Annotated in this window: 20 protein-coding genes; 6 read left to right on the top strand and 14 right to left on the bottom strand. The window is 55.4% G+C overall.

The window, feature by feature from the left end; translation table 11 throughout:
- Positions 1 to 89: 89 nt before the first annotated feature.
- Complete coding sequence (gene fre / locus ETG88_RS21690; RefSeq protein ID WP_100778469.1) at positions 90 to 791, bottom strand: NAD(P)H-flavin reductase; 702 nt, start codon at positions 789 to 791, stop codon at positions 90 to 92.
- Between the two features lie 30 nt (positions 792 to 821).
- Positions 822 to 2327 carry a 4-hydroxy-3-polyprenylbenzoate decarboxylase gene (gene ubiD / locus ETG88_RS21685; RefSeq protein WP_129036373.1) on the bottom strand — a complete coding sequence of 502 codons (1506 nt, stop codon included), beginning with the start codon at positions 2325 to 2327 and terminating at the stop codon, positions 822 to 824.
- Positions 2328 to 2497: 170 nt separating this feature from the next.
- Here ubiD and rfaH point away from each other — a divergent pair, with 170 nt between their 5' ends.
- The gene (rfaH, locus tag ETG88_RS21680) at positions 2498 to 2989 is read left to right on the top strand and encodes a transcription/translation regulatory transformer protein RfaH (protein ID WP_102105636.1); all 492 of its coding nucleotides are present in this window, start codon (positions 2498 to 2500) and stop codon (positions 2987 to 2989) included.
- Here the strand turns inward: rfaH and tatD are convergent.
- The 9 genes from tatD to udp form a co-directional block, all read right to left on the bottom strand.
- Entirely contained in the window at positions 2986 to 3768 is a 783-nt protein-coding gene (gene tatD, locus ETG88_RS21675) for a 3'-5' ssDNA/RNA exonuclease TatD (protein ID WP_129036372.1), read from the bottom strand. The genes rfaH and tatD overlap by 4 nt on opposite strands.
- Before the next feature lie 41 nt (positions 3769 to 3809).
- Positions 3810 to 4580 carry a Sec-independent protein translocase subunit TatC gene (gene tatC / locus ETG88_RS21670; RefSeq protein ID WP_100778465.1) on the bottom strand — a complete coding sequence of 257 codons (771 nt, stop codon included), beginning with the start codon at positions 4578 to 4580 and terminating at the stop codon, positions 3810 to 3812.
- Between the two features lie 2 nt (positions 4581 to 4582).
- On the bottom strand, positions 4583 to 5122 hold the full coding sequence (tatB, locus tag ETG88_RS21665; protein ID WP_102105638.1) for a Sec-independent protein translocase protein TatB: 540 nt from the start codon (positions 5120 to 5122) through the stop codon (positions 4583 to 4585).
- A gap of 3 nt (positions 5123 to 5125) precedes the next feature.
- The gene (gene tatA, locus ETG88_RS21660; protein WP_100778463.1) at positions 5126 to 5380 is read right to left on the bottom strand and encodes a Sec-independent protein translocase subunit TatA; all 255 of its coding nucleotides are present in this window, start codon (positions 5378 to 5380) and stop codon (positions 5126 to 5128) included.
- A 73-nt stretch (positions 5381 to 5453) separates the two neighbouring features.
- Positions 5454 to 7094 carry a ubiquinone biosynthesis regulatory protein kinase UbiB gene (gene ubiB, locus ETG88_RS21655; protein WP_129036371.1) on the bottom strand — a complete coding sequence of 547 codons (1641 nt, stop codon included), beginning with the start codon at positions 7092 to 7094 and terminating at the stop codon, positions 5454 to 5456.
- Entirely contained in the window at positions 7091 to 7696 is a 606-nt protein-coding gene (ubiJ, locus tag ETG88_RS21650; RefSeq protein ID WP_100778461.1) for a ubiquinone biosynthesis protein UbiJ, read from the bottom strand. The genes ubiB and ubiJ overlap by 4 nt, the downstream gene beginning before the upstream one ends.
- A 13-nt stretch (positions 7697 to 7709) precedes the next feature.
- Complete coding sequence (gene ubiE / locus ETG88_RS21645) at positions 7710 to 8465, bottom strand: bifunctional demethylmenaquinone methyltransferase/2-methoxy-6-polyprenyl-1,4-benzoquinol methylase UbiE (RefSeq protein ID WP_129036370.1); 756 nt, start codon at positions 8463 to 8465, stop codon at positions 7710 to 7712.
- A gap of 66 nt (positions 8466 to 8531) precedes the next feature.
- Positions 8532 to 9989, bottom strand: coding sequence for a DNA recombination protein RmuC (rmuC, locus tag ETG88_RS21640; RefSeq protein WP_129036369.1), 1458 nt, complete (start codon positions 9987 to 9989; stop codon positions 8532 to 8534).
- A gap of 140 nt (positions 9990 to 10129) precedes the next feature.
- Complete coding sequence (gene udp / locus ETG88_RS21635; RefSeq protein WP_095283865.1) at positions 10130 to 10891, bottom strand: uridine phosphorylase; 762 nt, start codon at positions 10889 to 10891, stop codon at positions 10130 to 10132.
- A 251-nt stretch (positions 10892 to 11142) separates the two neighbouring features.
- Between udp and ETG88_RS21630 the strand changes: the two genes are divergently transcribed.
- The 4 genes from ETG88_RS21630 (at position 11143) to ETG88_RS21615 (ending at position 16264) form a co-directional block, all read left to right on the top strand.
- Positions 11143 to 11949 (top strand): dienelactone hydrolase family protein, encoded by an 807-nt coding sequence (locus ETG88_RS21630; protein WP_129036368.1) that lies wholly within the window; start codon positions 11143 to 11145, stop codon positions 11947 to 11949.
- 180 nt (positions 11950 to 12129) lie between these two features.
- Positions 12130 to 13941 carry a beta-glucoside-specific PTS transporter subunit IIABC gene (locus tag ETG88_RS21625; RefSeq protein ID WP_129036367.1) on the top strand — a complete coding sequence of 604 codons (1812 nt, stop codon included), beginning with the start codon at positions 12130 to 12132 and terminating at the stop codon, positions 13939 to 13941.
- A complete protein-coding gene (locus ETG88_RS21620) occupies positions 13941 to 15404 on the top strand; it encodes a glycoside hydrolase family 1 protein (RefSeq protein ID WP_129036366.1) in 1464 nt (487 codons plus the stop codon). The genes ETG88_RS21625 and ETG88_RS21620 overlap by 1 nt, the downstream gene beginning before the upstream one ends.
- 23 nt (positions 15405 to 15427) lie before the next feature.
- Positions 15428 to 16264: a PRD domain-containing protein gene (locus ETG88_RS21615; protein WP_129036365.1), complete on the top strand. Its 837-nt coding sequence runs from the start codon at positions 15428 to 15430 to the stop codon at positions 16262 to 16264.
- 27 nt (positions 16265 to 16291) lie between these two features.
- Here the strand turns inward: ETG88_RS21615 and metE are convergent, their stop codons facing one another.
- Positions 16292 to 18553 carry a 5-methyltetrahydropteroyltriglutamate--homocysteine S-methyltransferase gene (gene metE, locus ETG88_RS21610; RefSeq protein ID WP_129036364.1) on the bottom strand — a complete coding sequence of 754 codons (2262 nt, stop codon included), beginning with the start codon at positions 18551 to 18553 and terminating at the stop codon, positions 16292 to 16294.
- 115 nt (positions 18554 to 18668) lie between these two features.
- Here metE and metR point away from each other — a divergent pair, with 115 nt between their 5' ends.
- Complete coding sequence (metR, locus tag ETG88_RS21605; protein ID WP_129036363.1) at positions 18669 to 19622, top strand: HTH-type transcriptional regulator MetR; 954 nt, start codon at positions 18669 to 18671, stop codon at positions 19620 to 19622.
- On the opposite strand, the gene ETG88_RS21600 is transcribed toward metR, so the two are convergent.
- Positions 19510 to 20409, bottom strand: a complete 900-nt coding sequence (locus tag ETG88_RS21600; protein ID WP_129036362.1) for a carboxylate/amino acid/amine transporter — start codon at positions 20407 to 20409, stop codon at positions 19510 to 19512. The genes metR and ETG88_RS21600 overlap by 113 nt on opposite strands.
- An 82-nt stretch (positions 20410 to 20491) precedes the next feature.
- Positions 20492 to 21292, bottom strand: a complete 801-nt coding sequence (gene yigL, locus ETG88_RS21595) for a sugar/pyridoxal phosphate phosphatase YigL (RefSeq protein ID WP_100778451.1) — start codon at positions 21290 to 21292, stop codon at positions 20492 to 20494.
- Between the last annotated feature and the right edge of the window lie 4 nt (positions 21293 to 21296).

Here is a 21296-nt window from a genome sequence, read left to right as displayed (position 1 = left end):
GAAGGCCGGGGGCGTTTCGCTCCCCGGCCTGTAACAGAATAAATGATTTAGTTGCCGTTTTTCCCGCCTGTCAGGGGCGGGTTTTTTATTTAGATAAACGCAAACGCATCGCCGAACAGGCGATCTTCCCGCGCATCACGCTCATGGCAGAACAGGTCGCGAGCAATCTTCGCCATCTCAAAACGCCCGGCAATATAGATATCGTGTCCGGCGAGCGTCCCGTGATCCTGCAACACCGCTGTCAGCACTGTACCTGAGCGCCCGCGCCAGCCCTCTTCCGGCTGCTCAACCACAGGCTCAACGCGCAGATTCGGGTGCGTCACGCTCAGTGCTTCCAGCTCGGAAAGATCGTAGAGATGTTTCTCTTCTCGACCGCCCCAGTAGATGGTGATGTCGCGGTCCGGATTTTGCGCCAGCGCAGTCAGCAGAATCGAACGCACATAGGAGAAGCCCGTTCCCCCGGCAATCAGAATCAGCGGACGATCTTCGTCTTCACGCAGCCAGGCTTCGCCGTGCGGGATATCGACATTGATTTCACGCTCTTTCAGAATACGGTCCATCACCGCCATGGCATACAAATTAAGCTCTGACGCACCAATATGCAGCTCAATAAATTCCTGCTCCGCTGGCGTAGACGCCATAGAGAAAGGGCGCTTATCACGTTCATCCATCACCACCATCAAATATTGGCCAGCGCGGAAAGAGAACGCCGCCTCCGGAACCAAACGGACGCGATATACGGTGTCGGTGATAGCATCTACCGAGGTCACTTTACAGCTTAAGGTTGTCATTCGCTCTCTCTGTCGGGAAGTCTATAGGGCTTAACGGTCAGACTCGGGCTTACCGTCATTCAATATGGCCAACTCGTCCCAAATCGCGTCAATTCGCGCGGTCACTTCAGGATCTTTTTTAATCGGGCGACCCCATTCACGCTCAGTTTCGCCGGGCCATTTATTGGTGGCATCCAGTCCCATTTTTGAACCAAGCCCAGAAACCGGCGAGGCAAAATCCAGATAATCAATCGGTGTATTTTCCACTAACACCGTGTCGCGCGCCGGGTCCATACGCGTGGTGATGGCCCAGATAACGTCATTCCAGTCGCGGGCATTGACGTCGTCATCACAGACAATAACAAATTTGGTATACATAAACTGGCGCAGGAATGACCACACGCCCATCATCACGCGCTTGGCGTGACCTGCGTACTGTTTCTTCATCGTCACCACAGCCAGGCGATAGGAACACCCTTCCGGCGGCAGATAGAAATCGACAATTTCCGGGAACTGCTTTTGCAGAATCGGTACGAACACTTCATTCAGCGCGACGCCCAGTACGGCAGGCTCATCCGGCGGGCGGCCGGTATAGGTCGAGTGATAAATCGCATCTTCACGCTGCGTAATATGCGTAACGGTAAACACCGGGAAGCTATCCACTTCATTGTAGTATCCCGTATGGTCACCATAAGGCCCTTCCGGTGCCAGCTCGCCCTGTTCGATATAGCCTTCAAGCACGATTTCCGCGCTGGCAGGCACTTCCAGATCGTTAGAAATACACTTCACCACTTCCGTTTTGGTGCCGCGCAGCAGGCCTGCGAAAGCGTATTCCGACAATGTATCAGGCACCGGCGTTACGGCGCCGAGAATGGTCGCCGGATCGGCTCCTAGCGCAACTGAAACCGGGAAACGCTCGCCCGGATGTGCCGCACACCACTCCTGGAAATCAAGCGCACCGCCGCGATGCGACAGCCAGCGCATAATCAGTTTGTTTTTGCCAATCAGCTGCTGGCGATAAATACCGAGATTCTGACGCTCTTTATACGGGCCACGGGTAACCGTCAAACCCCAGGTGATCAGCGGCGCGGCATCTTCAGGCCAGCACTGCATGATAGGGATTTTGGTCAGATCGACGGCATCGCCTTCGAGGATTTTCTGCTGGCACGGCGCACCGCGCAGGCGTTTGGTTGGCATATTCAACACCTGCTTAAACTGCGGCAGTTTGTCGAACAGATCGCGGAAGCCTTTCGGCGGCTCTGGCTCTTTCAGGAATGCCAGCAGTTTACCGACTTCACGCAGCGCACTGACATCTTCCTGGCCCATCCCCATCGCCACACGCTTAGGCGTGCCGAAGAGGTTGCAGAGCACCGGCATGGAATAACCTTTCGGATTTTCAAACAGCAACGCTGGGCCACCGGCACGCAGGGTGCGGTCAGCGATTTCTGTCATTTCCAGATAAGGATCAACAGGGAGCGTAATGCGTTTGAGTTCGCCCTGCTTTTCCAGCAGCGCCAGGAAGTCGCGTAGATCGTGGTATTTCATGCAGTTAGTCATGGCCTCTCTGTAAGCGCTTCATTATACGGCGTTCGTCATCATGACGCTGTAATTTTGTTAAATAAGCGTGAAGTTCTGCCTCAACTTCCGCTTTCGGCCATTATAATCACCTTAGCGATCCCTTCGGGGTTTTGATATGCTTGCGCCGCGAACAAAGGGAAAGAGTGATTATGCAAGCCTGGTATTTACTGTATTGCAAACGCGGGCAAATTCAGCGTGCGCAGGAACATCTTGAGCGTCAGGCAGTCAATTGTCTGATGCCTGTTATTACGCTCGAAAAAATGCTGCGCGGCAAGCGTACAACAGTCAGTGAGCCGCTGTTCCCTAACTACCTTTTCGTCGAATTCGACCCGGAAGTGATCCACACCACCACCATCAATGCCACGCGGGGTGTCAGCCACTTCGTGCGCTTTGGCGCGCATCCGGCCACCGTGCCGTCGACGGTGATCCACCAGCTTTCGGTCTACAAACAGCCGGAAGATATTACCGACCCTGAAACGCCTTTCCCCGGCGATAGCGTTGTTATCACCGAAGGGGCATTCGAGGGGTTTGAGGCAATATTTGCCGAGCCAGACGGCGAAGCGCGCTCAATGCTGCTGCTGAACTTCCTTAATAAACAGGTACGTCAGAGCGTCAAAAATACCGAATTCCGCAAGGTTTAAAACGTCACGCCGAACAGTCGACGGACGTTTTCATCCGTCTGTGCGTCCAGCCACTGCAATTCTTCGCCCCGCCAGTGCGCGATCCGCTCCACGATATGGCCAAGATAAGCCGGTTCGTTGCGTCGTGAGGCGGGTTTGGGCCGCATGTCGCGCGGCAGAAGGTACGGTGCATCCGTTTCGACTAACAGCCGATCGACAGGAATAACCGGCAGCAGCTCGCGCAGCTCCAGTCCGCGTCGTTCATCGCACACCCAGCCGGTAATGCCCAGATACAGCCCGCGATCCAGACACTCAATAGCCTCCTGGCGGGAGCCGGTAAAACAGTGCAGCACCGCGCCAGGCAGCTTGTCCAGCCAGGGTTCCAGCAGCGTCAGAAAACGTTCGTGGGCGTCGCGGCAATGCATAAACACCGGCATCCCGAGTTCTGCCGCCAGCGCCAGCTGCGCAGTAAACGCCTTCTCCTGCTCGGCAGGGGTAGAAAAGTTGCGGTTAAAATCGAGACCACATTCACCAATCGCCACCACCTCTGCTGTTTTCGCCAGCGCATACAGCGTCCCGGCGCTTTCATCATTCCAGTGGCTACTGTCGTGAGGATGTACGCCTGCGGTTGACCAGCAGTGCTCAAAGCCTTGCGCCAGCTGCTGCGCATGCTCGCTTTCCTGAAGGTTGGTGCCCGTCAGCAACAGCCCGTTGACGCCCGCGGCAAAGGCACGCGCCACCACCTCATCACGATCTTTGGCAAACTGCGAACTGGTCAGATTTAAACCGATATCAAACATGCTCTCTCCCATATGACAACCGCCCTGTCGGGCGGCTGGTTTTACTCTTCTGTCGGATTCTCTGGCTCATCTTCTTCGTCATCCCGTGAGCGACGTTTGCCCACATAGAAGCGCGAGAAGAACACGCCAACCTCAAACAGGCAGTACATCGGTATCGCCAGCAGGGTTTGCGAGAAGACATCCGGCGGTGTCAGCAACATCCCGACCACGAACGCGCCCACCAGCATATACGGGCGTTTCTTACGCAGATCTTCCGGCGTGGTGACGCCCATCCAGCAGAGCAGGACGATCGCGACCGGTACCTCGAAGGCCACGCCGAACGCCATAAACAGCGCCATCACAAAGCTTAGGTAGCTGGCGATGTCCGTCGAGACCTGCACCCCTTCCGGCGCGGTGTGCGTCAGGAAGCCGAAGGCCAGCGGGAAGACGACGAAGTAGGCAAAGGCCATGCCGATATAAAACAGCAGCGAGCTGGAGACCAGAAGCGGAATCACCAGCTTACGTTCATGTTTGTAGAGCGCTGGCGCCACAAACGCCCACACCTGGTACAGAATCACCGGTGCAGACGCAATTAGCGAGACCCAGAAGGTTAGCTTGATTGGCGTGAAGAACGGCGACGCCACATCGGTGGCAATCATCGTTGCACCCAGCGGCATCTGCTTAATCAACGGCGCGGAGACAACCTGATAGATGTCGTTAGCGAAATAGACCAGGCACAAGAAAATCAGGAAAACGGCAATAATGCAGTTTAACAGACGCTTACGCAGCTCAATGAGGTGCGTAATAAGTGGTTGAGTATCATCTACTGCCATGTTTACGCTTTATCACTCGACGAGGGGGCGGATTCGGAAACGGGCGCGGCGGCTTTTGCTTCTGCGGCTTTCGGTTTTACCTCAGGCTCTTGTGCAGGGACGGGCTCTTGCAGATCAGGGGCTTGCGATGGCGCACTGGCCTGATGCTCCGCTTCGGCAGGCGTAACGCCTTCGCGCTGAGCGTCGCTATCTTTTACCAGCGGATTACGAATAGTGTTCGCTTCATCGCTCGCTTTTTCAGGATCGTTGACGCTGTAAGAACGCTTCATGGACTCCGCAGCTTCACGCAATTCATCCATCGAGGCTTTCAGCTCAGGCGACAGATTATCCATGCTCGCCTTTTCAACCTTTTTCAGGCTGTCCTGAAACTCCTGGAGCTTGAGTTCCTGCGCCAGTTCATTTTGCACCGTCGTGGCCAGCGAGCGCAGCGCGCGTACCCAGCCTGCGACAGTTTTTACTGCCACCGGCAGACGTTGCGGCCCTAATACAATCAGGCCAATCACGAATACCAGCAGCAGTTCACCAAAACCAATATCGAACACGACTTACACCTGCTCTTTATCGTGGCGTTTAGCGTCTTCCTTTTTGGCTTCGTCCTGTTTGTCTGCGATGGTTTTAGCCGTAAAATCCGCGTCCTGGCTGGATTTTTCTTGCTTGTCTTCATCATCGCTGATGGCTTTCTTGAAGCCTTTGATGGACGCGCCAAGGTCGGAACCGATAGAACCGAGCTTTTTGGTGCCGAACAGCAGCACGACGATGACGGCAATGATTAACAATTGCCAGATACTGATACCACCCATACTACATCCTCGATAGATGATTAATTAATCAGGTTGCATTATACGTATGCAACCTGGCGATAGCGACGCAAATTCAGCGCGTTTTTCTCCAGCCGATCAGCCAGACCACAAGGCCTCCGGCCATCACCCAGGCAGGCATCATCTCCCAGTCCGGGCGGTTGATCAGCAACAGCGTGCCGCTGAGCAACAAGGTAGCGCCAATGCCAAAGAGGTAGCGAGACTGCCCCTGACGCACGCGATTGGACTGAAGCTCGCTGGCGATTTTATCCATGCTGTGCTGAAGGTTCTTGCTCTGACGCAAAGTGTCGTAAACCAGTTCAGGGATCTCTGGCATTTTTTCGATCCAGAACGGCGCTTTGTCTTTAAACGCACGCACCAGCGAAGGAAGGCCCACCTGATCCTTAATCCACGACTCAAGGAAAGGTTTCGCTGTTTTCCATAAGTCTAACTGAGGATAGAGCTGGCGGCCTACGCCCTCAACGTAAAGTAGTGTTTTCTGAAGTAAAACTAACTGCGGTTGCACTTCCATATTGAAGCGTCGCGCGGTGTTAAAGAGATTCAGCAGAACGTGACCAAATGAGATTTCTGACAGCGGCTTCTCAAAAATCGGCTCACAGACAGTGCGGATCGCAAACTCGAACTCTTCGACGTTGGTATCCGGCGGAACCCACCCCGAATCCACGTGCAGCTCGGCCACCTTACGGTAATCGCGATTAAAGAAGGCGATAAAGTTCTCTGCCAGATAGCGTTTATCTTCTTTGTTCAGCGAGCCGACAATACCGCAGTCGATGCCGATGTATTTCGGATCTTCCGGGTGTTCGTAGCTGACAAAAATATTACCTGGGTGCATGTCGGCGTGGAAAAAGCTGTCGCGGAATACCTGAGTGAAGAAGACCTGCACGCCACGCTCGGCCAGCAGTTTCATGTTGGTGCCCTGATTTTCCAGCGCCACAACATCCGAGACGGGAATGCCGTAGATGCGCTCCATCACCATCATATTCTGAGTGCAGTAGTCCGAATAGACCTCAGGCACATACAGCATCGGGCTGTTTTCAAAGTTACGGCGCAACTGAATGGCGTTGGCCGCTTCGCGCAGTAAATTCAGTTCATCGATCAGTGTTTTTTCGTACTCACGCACCACTTCGACTGGGCGCAGACGACGACCATCCGGCAACAGGCGCGGGACCCAGCGAGCCAGACGGTAAATCAGCTTCATGTCTGCTTTAATGATCGGCAGGATATCCGGGCGAATCACCTTGATGACGATCTCTTTGCCGTTCTCTTTCAGCCGCGCAGTATGCACCTGCGCAATGGAGGCAGAGGCCAGCGGGGTGATTTCAAAATCATCAAACCAGGTTTCAACAGGAATGCCGCCCATCGCCTCTTCAATCTGCTGCTTGGCACGTGCACCGTCGAAGGGTGCAACGCGGTCCTGAAGCAACGCCAGCTGATCGGCAATTTGCGGTGGGAAGAGATCGCGGCGGGTAGAGAGCATCTGCCCAAATTTAATCCAAACCGGGCCAAGCTCCTGCAACGCCAGTCGCAACCGCTCGCCGAGCGGCTGATCTTTATGACGGTTTGGCATCCAGAACAACATGCGCCGCCCGAATCGCAGCGGCAGCGTAATACGCATTTTGGGGATAAGCTCGTCGAGCCCGTAACTCAAAAAGGTGCGGACGATAAAGTAGAGGCGCCGAATTTCACCAGGCGTCATTTGCCCTCCAGTTTTTCCAGCCGTTGGGTTAGCGCGTCAACCGCGCGTTCGACAGCGGCAGTTTCTTCTGCAAACCACGCCATCTCAAGCGGACCGGGCGCCATTCGCCATTCTTCGGTCAGCACTTCAGCCACGTAGCGTTGCTGGCGCTGCACGCCTTTACGTAAGAAGGACGACCCACCGCGCAGAAACTTGCCGATGCCTTCGGCCACGATGTCACCGGTATAAGGTGCCAGCAGCTCCGCCGGGTCAAACTCGGCCAGATCGGCCAGTGCGACAAAGTTTTGCACCACCTGAATATCGCCTTCGACTTCCAGCTCACCGCTGCGGATTAGCGCCGTGAGTTGCTGACGGTCGCGCAGTTTTGGCAGCACGCTCATGTGCGTAATGACAGAGCAATCGGCGTCGCCTTCCCACTCGCCCACGACATCAAGTTGGCGTTCGCTGAACACCAGCACCAGCGGCGTCGAGAACTCTTTTAGCACCACGCGAAGTACCTTGCCGTTTAGCCGCTGGCGCGCCGTTTTCAGCGCAGGCGAGCGATACAAAAAGGTATTCAGGACATTCTCGATGCCTGCGGTGACTAACGGTTTAAAAGGCATACGTTGCCTCCAGTCAGAACTTGTAGCCGCGATGCAGCGCAACAACACCCGCCGTCAGGTTGAAATACTCAACGTTTTCAAACTCGGCATCCTGCATCATGGCTTTCAGGGTGTCCTGATCCGGGTGCATACGGATAGACTCCGCCAGATAGCGATAGCTTTCTGCGTCTTTTGCCACTAATTCGCCAATACGCGGCAAAATGTGGAACGAGTAGGCGTCGTACGCTTTGCTCAACGGCTCAATAATTGGTTTGGAGAACTCCAGCACCAGCAGACGTCCACCCGGCTTCAGCACGCGATACATGGAACGCAGCGCTTTTTCTTTTTCGGTGACGTTACGCAGACCGAAAGAGATGGTGATGCAGTCGAACGTGTTATCGGGGAACGGCAGGGCTTCGGCGTTAGCCTGTACATATTCAACGTTACCGACCACGCCGATGTTGCGCAGTTTTTCGCGCCCCATTTTCAGCATGGAATCGTTGATATCAGCCAGTACAACGCGGCCCGTTTCACCGACCATGCGGGAGAATTTTGCGGTCAAATCACCGGTACCGCCGGCTAAATCCAGAACGGTTTGACCACGGCGAACACCGCTACAGTCGATAGTGAAACGCTTCCACAAGCGATGAATGCCGAATGACATCAGGTCATTCATGACATCGTACTTTGCCGCCACGGAATGGAATACGTGGGCCACCATGTCTGCTTTCTGCTCTTTGGCGACAGTCTGAAAGCCAAAGTGCGTTGTTTCTCGTGAATCTTCAACCATCTCAGTGCCTGCTAATCAGTCAAATGTGCATGAAGTGTAACAGATTGGGCGCGTTTGCCCTACGATTCAACCACCCTGAAAGAATCGTTCTGACTGCGTTTCAGGGGTGGTTTGTGCCGCTAACTCACTGTCATCACTGCTCATATTTCGTTCATTCACGCCTTCGCGCAGACGATACTCTTCATCCTGGGCCGTGGCCTGCTCCGCCAGTTCCGGATTAATCTCGCGCTTAACCTCTACGCCCAACGTGCGAAACGCTTCGGCTTGTGCCAGCAAGTTACCCCGCCCGGAGGAGAGTTTTTTCATCGCCTGTCGATAGTTATCCTGCGCGCGATCCAGGCTTTGCCCCACGGAGGACATATCGTCGACAAACAGGCGCATTTTGTCATACAGCTTGCTGGCACGATCGGCAATCTGCTGCGCGTTACGGCTTTGATGTTCGTAGCGCCACAGGTTAGCAATGGTGCGCAGCGCTACCAGTAGCGTGGTCGGGCTGACCAGCATAATGTTGTTTTTCAGCGCTTCGGTGATCAGCTCCGGCTGTCTGTCGAGCGCCAGCAGGAACGCCGGTTCGACCGGGATAAACATCAGCACATAGTCCAGCGACCGCAGGCCAGGCAACTGCTGATAATCCTTACGGCCCAGCAGACGAATGTGATTGCGCACGGAGGCGATGTGTTCCTGCAGCGCGGATTCGCGGGTGAAATCGTCTTCCGCATTGAAGTAGCGCTCGTAGGCCACCAGCGTCATTTTGGCGTCAATCACCACGTCTTTTCCCTGCGGCAGACGCACGATCACATCAGGCTGCATCCGCGAGCGGGAATCGGTCTCAATACTGACCTGCGTTTCATATTCGTAGCCTTCGCGCAGCCCGGAGGCCTCCAGCACGCGGGTTAGCACCACTTCTCCCCAGTTGCCCTGGGTTTTGTTATCGCCTTTCAAGGCGCGCGTCAGGTTGACCGCTTCTTGCGCCATTTGCGCATTTAACTGCTGAAGATTACGGATTTCGTGCGCCAGCGTGTGACGTTCACGGGCTTCCTGACCAAAGCTGTCCTGCACCTGGCGACGAAAACCGTCGAGCTGTTCGCGCAGCGGCGTCAGCAATCCATTCAGGCTCTGGCGGTTTTGTTCATCGACGCGGCGATTGCTCTGTTCAAAAATACGGTTGGCGAGGTTTTCAAACTGCTCGCTGAGGCGCTGTTCGCTATTGATCATCTGGCGAATTTTATCTTCCGCATGCAGCTGGGTGGATTCGAGACGGGTGGTGACTTCGCGGAGATCCGCTTCCAGGGAGGTATTAATATCGCGCAGATTGCGCAGTTCGTTGTTGAGCAACTCGCACTCATCGCGCCAGTGGCTGCTCTGGGCCAGCTGCTGTTTGACAGCGCTCAGCTCAGCGACCATCTCTTCACGATCGAGCAGCTGTTCCGCTTTATGCTGAGCATGTTGATAGCTCGAGATCAGCCAGCCAATGACCAGCCCCGCCAGCGCTATCGCCGCATAAACGATGATTGAGATATCCACAACGCCTCCTGCATCAAACCATTACCCGCACAAAATAGAATTGTGCTGTATAAACGTCCAGTTTGAAAGGAATTTCCTGCGAGGCGTTACGCAAAAAAGAAAAGGCCGAACGTGTCGGCCTTGAACAGAATGTTGTGCGATTAGATCAGGCGGCGAGCCGCTTCGACCACAATTTTCACCGCATGGCTTTCGGTTTGCTTCATGGTTTCTGCGTTCGGGATCTCTTGCTGAGTACGGTTAACGATCACGCCCGCCACCATACCCGCACGCAGACCCTGGCTAGCGCACATGGTCAGAAGCGTTGCCGATTCCATTTCGTAGTTCATGACGCCCATCGACTGCCACTCTTCCATGGAACCTTTAAAGCGGCTCACCACGCGACCGGAGAAGGTGTCGTAGCGCTCCTGGCCTGGGTAGAAGGTGTCAGAGGAAGCGGTCACGCCAATGTGCGTGGTTGCGCCGATAGATTTTGCCGCTTCAACCAGCGCCGTTGTGCATTCGAAATCAGCAACAGCCGGGAATTCCATTGGCGCGAAGTGCAGGCTTGCACCGTCCAGACGCACAGACGCGGTCGTCACCAGAACGTCACCGACGCTGATGTGCGGCTGAATCGCACCCGTGGTGCCGATACGCAGGAAGGTACGAATGCCCAGCTGCGCCAGCTCTTCCACTGCAATAGAGGTAGACGGGCCGCCGATACCGGTCGAGCACACAATCACCGCTTTGCCATCCAGCTCAGCACGCCAGGTGGTGAATTCACGATGCGCTGCCAGCTTAACCGGCTTATCCATCAGCGCGGCGATCTTTTCCACACGCTCAGGATCGCCAGGGACGATAGCCAGCGTAGCCCCTTGTAAATCGTTTTTAGTGAGGCCGAGATGAAAAACATCAGACTTAGACATAGGTGACTCCTCTGTGGGTCGGTGTGTCAGAAGAAGTAAAACGGTACTTTACAGAAGCACCAGGCTTAATTTCGTGACACACCTCACCATGAATGAAAATGGTTGCAGTTAATTTCCACAAAATAGTGATTTACATCACATTAACAAGTTATATCGTTCAGGGCTGCACAAAAGATAGCCCGTTTCGGGCACTGTGAGTTGTTAACTTGAGGTCTATATTTACTTTTGCGCTTACAGGTACGGAGAATACCATGACACAAAAGACCCATTTTGCACCTGCTGCTGCCCCTCTCGCCGCGACCATCGTCTCCACGTCAGAAGAAGCCATTACCGCAGGCGAAACCTCGATCCCCTCGCAGGGTGAAAACATGCCCGCTTATCACGCGCGCCCGAAAGAGGCCGACAGTCCGTTGCCGATCGTCATTGTGATACAGGAGATTTTTGGCGTTCACGAACATATTCGCGATATCTGCCGCCGTCTGGCGCTGGAAGGCTATCTGGCCGTTGCGCCGGAGCTTTATTTCCGCCAGGGCGATCCGAATGATTACAGCGATATCCCGACGCTTTTCAGCAATCTGGTCAGCAAAGTGCCGGATGCGCAGGTGCTTGCCGATTTGGACCACGTCGCCAGTTGGGCCGCGCGCAACGGCGGCGATCCGCACCGTCTGCTGGTCACCGGTTTTTGCTGGGGTGGGCGCATCAGCTGGCTGTATGCTGCGCACAATCCGCAGCTGAAAGCCGCCGTGGCGTGGTATGGCAAACTGGTCGGTGAGAAAACGCTGAATTCACCGAAACATCCGGTGGATATCGCGACCGATCTTAACGCGCCGGTTTTAGGGCTGTACGGCGGCCAAGACACCGGGATTTCGCTTGAGAGTGTGGACACCATGCGCCAGGCGCTGCGTGCCGCCAATGCCAAAGCCGATATCGTGGTCTATCCCGACGCGGGACATGCCTTTAACGCCGACTATCGCCCGAGTTATCACGAAGAATCCGCCAAAGATGGCTGGCAACGTATGCTGGCCTGGTTCAGGCAGTATGGAGCGAAAAAGGGTTAAGTTGCTCACACATTGACGCAACAACCGCAGCCGTTGTTTGACTTTTAAACAGAATTTCGACGATATAAAAAGCACAGGCGTGTAACTACGATCCGTAGGCAAGACCTGAAGCCCATCTCTCTCTTTCGGGGGGAAATGGGCTTCAGGTCTTTTTTTTTGCTCTGGAGACAGGGGCCAGACATGAATCACTTGCAGACAGCACTGGATATCATCGCCCAGGTGGGCGGCGCTGAAAACATCGAACATCTCGAGCACTGCTCCACCCGCTTACGGCTGAGCCTTTACGATAACGGGAAAGTGAACGAGGGCGAACTGGCGAAAATTGATGGCGTGCTCGGCGTGCGCGTCAACGTGCAGTGCCAGGTCATTATCGGTCATGAGGTGGTGCAGGTTTACGAAGCGGCGCGCTCCCTCATCGGCACACCCCAGGCAAATGCGTCAGCTCAGACGGTCAAACCCCATCGTGGCGCGCAAATCGTCGACTTTGTGATAAGCGTCTTTCAGCCGCTGGTCCCGGCCATTGCGGGCGGCGGCGTACTGAAATCGCTGCTGCTGTTGCTGGATGTACTCGGCTGGCTCAGCCGCGACAGTTCCACTTACAAAGTGCTGGATAACATCGGCTCGGCCCCGCTCTATTTCCTGCCGATACTGGTGGCGATAACCACTGCGACGAAGCTCAAAGTGAACATACTGGTTGCCGTCTCTGCCGTAGCGGTAATGGTGTTACCGGCAATGACGAAGCAACTGGCTGATGGCGCAGAGTTTATGTCGTTTGATCTGCGCAATGTCGCCTATGCCTCGCAGGTCTTCCCGGCCATTCTGTGCGTGCTGTTTTACGCTCAGACCGAGAAGCTGTTCAACCGTTACTCTCCCGGCGCACTGCGTATTTTTCTCTCGCCGATGCTCTCTCTGCTGGTCACGGTGCCAGTGACGTTGCTGATCCTGGGACCATTGGGCTATGAGCTTGGCGCGGGCCTGGCCACGGTGATCTTATGGCTCTATGGCAAGCTGGGATTTGTGGCGACCGGGTTACTCGCGGCAGCGCTGCCGTTTATGGTCGCAGCCGGAATGCATAAGCCGATGTTGCCTTATGCCGTCGCCTCGATGAGCCAGTTCGGGCGTGAAATGCTCTATCTGCCTGCGTCGCTGGCACATAACATCGCTGAGTCTGGCGCCTGTCTGGCCATTGCACTCAAGAGCAAAGATAAGGTACTGAAATCCACCGCCTTCTCCGCAGGAATTTCCGCACTGTTTGGTATTACCGAACCCGCTCTGTATGGCGTCACGCTTCTCAATAAAAAAGCACTGTATAGCGTGCTTGCGGGTAGCCTGGTTGGCGGCGCATTTATCGGCTGGATGGCCATCGAAGCCTTTGCGCTGGTAGGGCCGGGCCTTGCCAGCATCTCCATGTTCGTCTCACCCGATAACCCAATGAACATCGTCTGGGCCTTTGCGGGTGCCGGTTTATCTTTTGTTATCGCCTTTCTGAGTGCTCTGCTGTTATGGCGCGATAAAGCCCCGGAACAGGCCGAAGAACTGCACTTTATCCGTCCCGTAGAGGGGCAAATCATCCCGCTGGAAAACGTTAACGACGATGTTTTTTCGCGCAAAATCATGGGCGATGGTGTAGCCATTATCCCTTCGCAGGGCGTCCTGCGTGCTCCCGCCGACGGCACGGTCGTTAACGTCTTTGAAAGCGGTCATGCCCTAAGCCTCTTAACGGATGCAGGGGTTGAGCTGATTTTCCATATCGGCATCGACACCATCAGGCTGCAGGGCGACGGATTCCACCCGCTGGTGAAAGAAGGCCAGCACGTGAAAAGCGGCGACACACTGATTGAGTTTTCTCTCGACACCATCACCGCGGCCGGGCTGGATCCGGTTGTGGTCATGATCGTCACGAATGGCGAACGATTCTCGCTGACACCTGGCAGTAACCACGACAAAGACACTCATCCTAATATCATCATGACGCTAAAGGAGTCCGTGTAATGGATAAATCCCTCCCGTTTCCGCAAGGTTTTTTATGGGGCGGCGCGATTGCCGCTAATCAGGCAGAAGGAGCATGGAACGTTGATGGCAAAGGGCCGTCCATCGCTGACGCCATCACCTGGAAGCCGAACCTGTCGCTGAAGGATTATGACGGTCATATGGCGCTGACGGATGAAAATATCCGCGATGCGTTTGAAGGGCGCAACGACGCGCTTTATCCCAAGCGTCGCGGCATTGATTTCTATCACCGCTATAAAGACGATATCGCTTTGTTTGCCGAGATGGGCTTTAAGGTTCTGCGCGTGTCCATTGCCTGGTCGCGTATCTTCCCGACAGGCGAGGACGCGGCCCCTAATGAAGCGGGCCTGCAGTTTTACGAGGAGATGTTCCGCGAGCTGCGCCGCCATAATATTGAACCGCTCGTCACGCTCTCACATTATGAAATGCCGCTGGCCCTGAGCGAGAAGTACAACGGCTGGGTACATCGTAACGTGGTGGATGCTTTCGTGCGGTTCAGCAATGTCTGCTTTGATCGCTACAAAGATCTGGTGCGCTACTGGCTCACCTTTAACGAAATCGACAGCATTCATCGCCATCCGTTTACCACCGCCGGGATTCGCGAAGAGAAAAGCGCGCCAGGAAAAGCGCAGCAGGACATTTACCAGGGGCTGCACCACCAGTTTGTGGCCTCTGCGCTGGTGACGCGCGACTGCCACGCCAAAATTCCCGGCAGCCAGGTCGGGTGCATGCTGACGAAGCTCACCACCTATCCTCACAGCTGTCGCCCACAGGACGTAGAGGCCACGCTGAAAAAAAATCTCGAAAACTACTTTTACGCCGATGTGCAGGTCTTTGGTGAATATCCGCCGCTGATCCTGCGCGATCTCGCCAGCCGTGATATTCAGATTGAGATGCAGGCAGACGATCATCGCATTATGAAAGATCACACCGTCGATTTTGTCTCCTTCAGCTATTACATGTCCCTCACCGAATCGACGCAGGCTGATGTCGAGCGCACCGCGGGTAACACGATTCTGGGGGTAAAAAACCCGTACTTGCCTGCATCCGAGTGGGGCTGGCAGATTGATCCCGTCGGGTTGAAAATCTCCCTGCTCGAACTGTACGACCGTTACCAAAAGCCGCTGTTTATTGTCGAAAATGGCCTAGGGGCAAAAGATACCGTCGAGGAAGGGAAAATCCACGACAGCTATCGTATCGACTATTTTCGCGCCCACTTCGAACAAACATTGGCAGCTATCAACGAAGGGGTAGATGTGATGGGATTCACCACCTGGGGTTGTATCGACATTATCAGCGCGGGCACATCGCAGATGTCCAAACGCTACGGCTTTATTTATGTCGACCAGGATGACGAAGGTAACGGCACGCTGGAACGCCTGAGAAAAGAGTCGTTCTGGTGGTACCAGAGAGTGATTGCCAGCAATGGCGCTGACATGAGCTAAACGGCCAGGCCGCAGGAATAACCGTGATAACGATAAAAAAATCGCTCAATAACAGTATGCTGCTGGTCGATCACGACCAGCGGGAGATGATCCTGTTTGGTAAAGGGATTGGGTTCGGAGCCAAACCCGGTACGCATATCGACCTGGCGCAGGTGGAGAAAGTCTTTCTGCCGCTTAGCGATCTGAAATCCCACCATTTTTTATCCCTGACGGATACCATTCCTGCGGCGTACTTTGACGTCAGCCATGAGATTCTCACGCTCGCCCGCAGCCTGTGCGGCGAAAAGCTGAACTCCGTGCTGCTGTTTACGCTCGCCGAACATTTGCATTTTGCGGTGGAGCGTAGCCGTAACGGGCAGTTGATCCTGAATAAGTTGAGCTGGGAAGTGAAGCGCTATTACCCGCAAGAATACCGCGTCGGGATGCAGGCGCGAGACAACGTGAATGAACGCTTTGACGTAGAGCTACCTGAAGAAGAAGCGGTCAATATTGCGTTCCATCTCATTAACGCCAGCAGCCAGGATGACAACAGCTCCGCCCATCAGCAGGTCGAACTGGTGAATCGCATCGCCGAGATCGTGCGCTACAAGCTGAGCAAAGCGATCGATACGGAGTCGGTGAATTACCGGCGGTTTATCACCCATCTGCGCTATTTCGCGGAACGCGTGTTAAGTGGAAGCGTGGTGGTCAGTGAGACCGAGGATTTTTATCAGGAGCTGATGCGCCATCGCCCGGACGCAATGACCGTCGCGTGGGTGATTCGCGATTACGTGCAGGAGAAGTATCAGCTAACGCTGCCGAAAGATGAGCTGACGTGGCTGAGCATTCACATCAGCCGGTTAATGGACGGTCATGCCTAGGCCGGGCAATCGCCCGGCCCTATCGCATTACGCCTGACGCAGGTTCTGCGCGGCTTTCACCATGTTCGCCAGTGCCGCACGGGTTTCTGGCCAGTCGCGGGTTTTCAGGCCGCAGTCCGGGTTGACCCACAGACGCTCAGCCGGAATACGCTGGGCGGCTTTCTGCAGCAGGGCTTCAATCCACTCCACACTGGGTACGTTCGGGGAGTGAATGTCATACACGCCCGGCCCGATTTCGTTTGGGTAGTCGAACTCTTCGAACGACTCCAGCAACTCCATATCGGAACGCGACGTTTCAATGGTGATCACATCCGCATCCAGCGCGGCGATCGAGTCCATGATGTCGTTAAATTCGCAGTAACACATGTGGGTGTGGATCTGCGTGTCGTCCTTTGCCACGGCGGCGTTGATGCGGAACGCTTCCACGCCCCACTCCAGATACGCCGCCCAGTCGCTGCGACGCAGCGGCAGACCTTCCCGCAGTGCCGGTTCGTCAATCTGGATGATGCCAATGCCTGCCGCTTCCAGATCCGCCACTTCATCACGCAGCGCCAGCGCAATCTGTTTAGCGATGGTTTCGCGGGTCACGTCTTCGCGCGGGAAGGACCAGCACAGAATAGTCACCGGACCGGTCAACATGCCTTTGACCGGTTTGTCGGTCAGAGACTGGGCGTACTTCGCCCATTCGACGGTAATCGCTTCCGGGCGGCTCACGTCGCCAATCACCACCGGGGGCTTCACGCAGCGTGAGCCGTAGCTCTGCACCCAGCCGTTCTGGGTAAAGACGAAACCGTCCAGATGCTCGCCGAAATATTCCACCATGTCGTTACGCTCGGCTTCACCGTGAACCAGCACGTCCAGACCCAGACGTTCCTGCTCAATAATCGCCTGTTTGATGTGTTCGGCGATGCCGGTGCGGTAGTTATTGGCGTCGAGATTGCCTTTTTTGAAGTCCAGACGCAGGCCGCGAATTTCAGTGGTCTGCGGGAATGAGCCAATAGTGGTGGTTGGCCAGGCCGGCAGATTAAAGCGCGCGCGCTGGGCTTCAGCACGAACTTCATAGGCATTTTCACGCTGGCTGTCTTTTGCGGTGATCGCCGCCAGACGTTTTTCCACCGCCGCATTGTGAACACGAGTCGAGTGGCGGCGCGCCTGAATCGGTGCGCTCCATTCGGTAATCGCAGCCGTGTCGCCGCTGTTCAGCGCATCGCGCAGCAGGGCCAGCTCTTCACATTTTTGCAGGGCGAAGGCAAACCAGCTTTTCACTTCCGCATCCAGACGCGTTTCCACGCTCAGATCGATCGGGCTGTGCAGCAGGGAGCAAGACGAAGCTACCCACAGATCACGTTTGCCGACAATGTCTTTGATCTGCGCGTATTTCTCAGTCAAATCGGCGCGCCAAACGTTACGTCCATTGACCAGACCGGCAGAGAGCAGCCAGTCAGCCGGCAGGCGTTTGTGCAGCTCAGCTACGTCATCGTTGCCGTGAACCAGGTCAACGTGCAGGCCCTGCACCGGCAGCGCGGTGATGGTGTCGAGGTTCGGCGTGACGCCTTCGAAATAGGTGGTCAGCAGCAGTTTAACCTGCCCGGTGAGGGCGTCGTAAGCCGGTTTGTACGCATCCAGCCATGCCTGCGGCAGCTCCAGTACCAGCGCCGGTTCGTCGATTTGTACCCACTCGATGCCGCGTTTTGCCAGCTCAGCCAGCACCTGCTGGTACACCGGCAGGATGTCTTTCAGCAAGCTCAGGCGGTCAAACTGCTCGCCTTTCACTTTGCCCAGCCACAAGTAGGTTACCGGGCCGAGCAGTACAGGTTTGATTTTGTGGCCCAGCGCCAGCGCTTCGTCCACTTCATCCAGGATTTGCGTCCAGGTCAGTTTGAACTGCTGGCCTTTCACAAACTCCGGCACCATGTAGTGATAGTTGGTGTTAAACCATTTCGTCATTTCTGCGGCTGCCGCTGGCTCACCGGTCGGTGCGCGCCCACGACCCAGGCGGAACAGGGTGTCGATATCTACCGATCCATCGTTGTTCTGATGACGAGCCGGCACATTGCCGAGCAGCAGGCTGGTGGTCAGAACATGGTCGTACCAGGCAAAATCGCCCACCGGCAGCAGATCCACGCCTGCCTGTTTTTGCTGATCCCAGTGACGCGCACGCAGCTCGCGTCCAACCGCCAGCAGCTCTTCACGGGTGGCGTTGCCCGCCCAGTAACTCTCTTGTGCTTTTTTCAGCTCGCGGCGAAGGCCAACGCGAGGAAAACCGAGGGTGTGGTTAATAATTGTCATGTCGCTGCCTCTTATGAATTCGTTATTTAGCCATCCAGATGTTTACACATCCATAATGTGAATGTACTGTATGATCCACAAGCGCAAATTGTTCATGGCGAAGTGAAGGACTTTCATGATCGAGATAAAACACCTGAAAACGCTACAAGCGTTGCGGAACTGCGGTTCGCTCGCAGCGGCTGCGGCCACGCTGCATCAAACACAATCCGCCCTGTCCCACCAGTTCAGCGATCTGGAACAACGCCTTGGCTTTCGTCTGTTCGTGCGTAAGAGCCAGCCGCTGCGCTTTACGCCGCAGGGCGAGATTTTGCTGCAGCTGGCAAATCAGGTGCTGCCGCAAATCGCCAGCGCCCTGCAATCCTGCAATGAGCCGCAGCAGACACGGCTGCGCATCGCAATTGAATGTCATAGCTGTATTCAGTGGCTGACGCCCGCGCTTGAGAATTTCCGTCAGAACTGGCCGCAGGTAGAGATGGACTTTAAATCGGGCGTGACCTTTGACCCGCAGCCGTCTCTCCAGCAGGGCGAGCTGGATCTGGTGCTGACTTCCGATATTCTGCCGCGCAGCGGTCTGCACTATTCGCCGATGTTTGATTATGAAGTGCGCCTGGTGCTGGCACCTGACCATCCGCTGGCGGTGAAAACGCGCGTTACGCCGGAAGATCTGGCGACCGAAACGTTGATGATCTATCCGGTGCAGCGCAGTCGTCTGGATATCTGGCGCCATTTCCTGCAACCGGCAGGCATCAACCCGAACCTGAAAAGTGTCGATAACACCCTGCTGCTGATTCAGATGGTGGCGGCTAAAATGGGGATCGCGGCGCTGCCGCACTGGGTAGTGGAGAGCTTTGAACGTCAGGGCCTGGTAGTAACCAAAACCCTGGGTGAGGGATTGTGGAGCCGACTGTACGCTGCCGTGCGCGATGGCGAGCAGCGTCAGCCGGTCACGGAGGCGTTTATTCGCTCAGCGCGGAACCACGCTTGCGACCATCTGCCGTTTGTTCGGAGCGCGGAGCGACCCAATGGCGATGTACCCACAGGGAAGCCAGAATCACCGTTCCCCCAATAATAAAGCTCGGCCAGTGGGGTTGTTCCTGCCAGATTGCCAGGTTCACCAGCAGCCCCGCAGGCACGTGAACGTTGTTCATGATGCCCAGCGTCCCGGCATCCACCTGCGTGGCTCCGTAGTTCCACATAAAGTACCCCAGCCCTGAAGCGACTACCCCAAGCCAGATCAGCACGCTCCATTGCAGTGTGGTGGTCGGCAATTTTTGCGGATTGCCCAGCATAAACCACGCCACCACCGCCACGATGAACGCCCCCATATAAAACCAGGCGAACGCGTTGTGCTGCGGCATCGGGTGGATCTCCATCAGGCGTTTGTAACCCACCATGCCAATCGCAAAGCTGATGTTAGCGAGCTGGACAAACATCAGCCCGGTCCAGAAGTGATCGCTCACTTTGTCGTAGCGAATAATTGCCGCACCGGCCACCGCCAGCAACGCGCTCAGGACGTAGCCCCAGCGCAGACGGCGTTTGCTCAGCAGGTCATAAATCAGCGTGATGTAGAGCGGCGTCAGCACCGTGAACAGCAGGAATTCCGATACCGACAGATAGACATAGGCGCGGAAACTGAACAGATACATGATGCCGAGCTGCATTGCGCCCACCAGCATGTACAGCAGAATGGTTTTGAGCGTCTGTCCGCGCAGGCGCAGGAACGGCAGAAACACCAGTGCAGCCAGCCCAACGCGCATCAGCACAGAGAAGTAGCTGTCGACGTGTCCGGCAAGATATTCACCGATCAGGCTGAACGAGAAGGCCCACAGGATAGTGGTGATAATGAGTAGCGCCACAATGCATGTCTCTCAGAAAGAAGGACGTGCATTGTAGCGAACTCTTCAGTTGACAACTGAGCAATAAATAATCAAATGAAGATTACTCAAGGAACAGTTTGCGCAGGTAGTTCGGCACGGCGTTATCGGTGTTGGTGCCAATCACTTCCAGCTCCGGGTGCAGATCTTTCAGACGCTGGTGCGCGTTTTCCATAATGCAGCCTTTCCCGGCCATCGACAGCATTTCAGCGTCGTTCATGCCGTCGCCAAAGGCGATGCAATCTTTCAGCTCGTAGCCCATGCGTTTTGCCACCGCTTCCAGCGCGTGACCTTTCGATACGCCGCCCGCCATCACTTCCAGACAGGTCAACGTTGAGAAGCTGACGTTCACCCGGTCGCCCCAGCGCGCGTTAATGGCCTGCTCCAGCGGCAGCAGCTCTTCGTGGCTTTCGCAGGTGAAGAATACTTTGCTGATCCCTTCAGGCTCCAGCAGACCCGGCTCGTACAGGGTGTAGTTGAAAACTGCTTCCTTGAAGAAACGCATTTCATCCGGACGATGACGGTTCATAAACCAGTCGTCGTTGCGGTAAACGTTGGTGACGATTGACGGGTTGCTATGCACCACGCCAAACAGGTCGGCGGCGATATCGCGATCGAGGTTATGGGTGAAGATCAGATTGCCGTCGGTGTCGTGTACGCGCGCACCGTTGGAGGTGATCATGTACGCTTTGATGTCCAGATTATCGCGGATCTGCCCCACGTCCACGTGGTGGCGGCCTGTTGCGAAGACGAAGTTCACGCCACGGGCTGTCAGGAGTTTTAAGGTTTCTTTCGCGTAAGGCGACAAGGTGTGGTCGGGAGAAAGCAGCGTGCCATCTAAATCAGATGCGACAACCTGGTACATAGGA

The organism is Lelliottia nimipressuralis (assembly GCF_004115925.1).
GTDB classification, from domain to species: Bacteria; Pseudomonadota; Gammaproteobacteria; order Enterobacterales; family Enterobacteriaceae; genus Enterobacter; species Enterobacter nimipressuralis.
Note: the sequence above shows the minus strand (reverse complement) of the source record. Positions and strands in the feature narration are given on the sequence as shown.